The following is a 613-nucleotide window of genomic DNA, read 5'->3' as shown; positions in this document are numbered from 1 at the left end:
TGTGGCTGACCTCTGGGCATGGGTGACAGACAAGCTTAAAGAGAACTTGCGTCCTGAGCAAATATCTGGCGTTCATGCTGGTATCAGTCATATGAGCATTTATCGCTATATTTGGCGTGATAAGAGGCAGGGCGGTACATTGTGGCAGTGTCTCAGACGTAAAGGAAAACCATACCGGCAGCGTCTAACCGCTGAGACTCGAGGCCGTATCAATGACAGAGTCTCGATTCATGAGCGCCCTTGTATTGTTGAAGAACGCTCACGTATTGGAGATTGGGAAGCGGATACCGTTATCGGTCAGCATCACAAGCAAGCGATTGTCACGCTCGTTGAACGTAAAACGGGGCTATTGAAGATGAAGCGTGTGGGTCATAAAACAGCACAGCAAGTATCACAGGCAATGATAGAACTCTTAGCGCCAGTGAGGTTGCAGGTTAAGACCATTACCTCTGACAGTGGTAAAGAGTTTGCTCAGCATAAGAAGGTGAAACAAAAGCTCTTTAGCCCTTTCTTCTTTGCCGATGCTTATGCGTCATGGCAGCGAGGAACCAACGAGAATACCAATGGCCTTATCAGAGAGTACTTGCCTAAGGGTTGTGACTTTAGACAAGTC

1 protein-coding gene is annotated in these 613 nt (G+C 47.6%); it reads left to right on the top strand.

All coding sequences use genetic code 11. The features are described 5' to 3' along the window. On the top strand, window positions 1–613 hold a 613-nt coding region (locus H9653_RS12410; RefSeq protein WP_191692595.1), incomplete at both ends, for an IS30 family transposase.

It is taken from the genome of Psychrobacter communis (genome assembly GCF_014836505.1).
GTDB lineage: Bacteria > Pseudomonadota > Gammaproteobacteria > Pseudomonadales > Moraxellaceae > Psychrobacter > Psychrobacter faecalis.
Note: the sequence above shows the minus strand (reverse complement) of the source record. Positions and strands in the feature narration are given on the sequence as shown.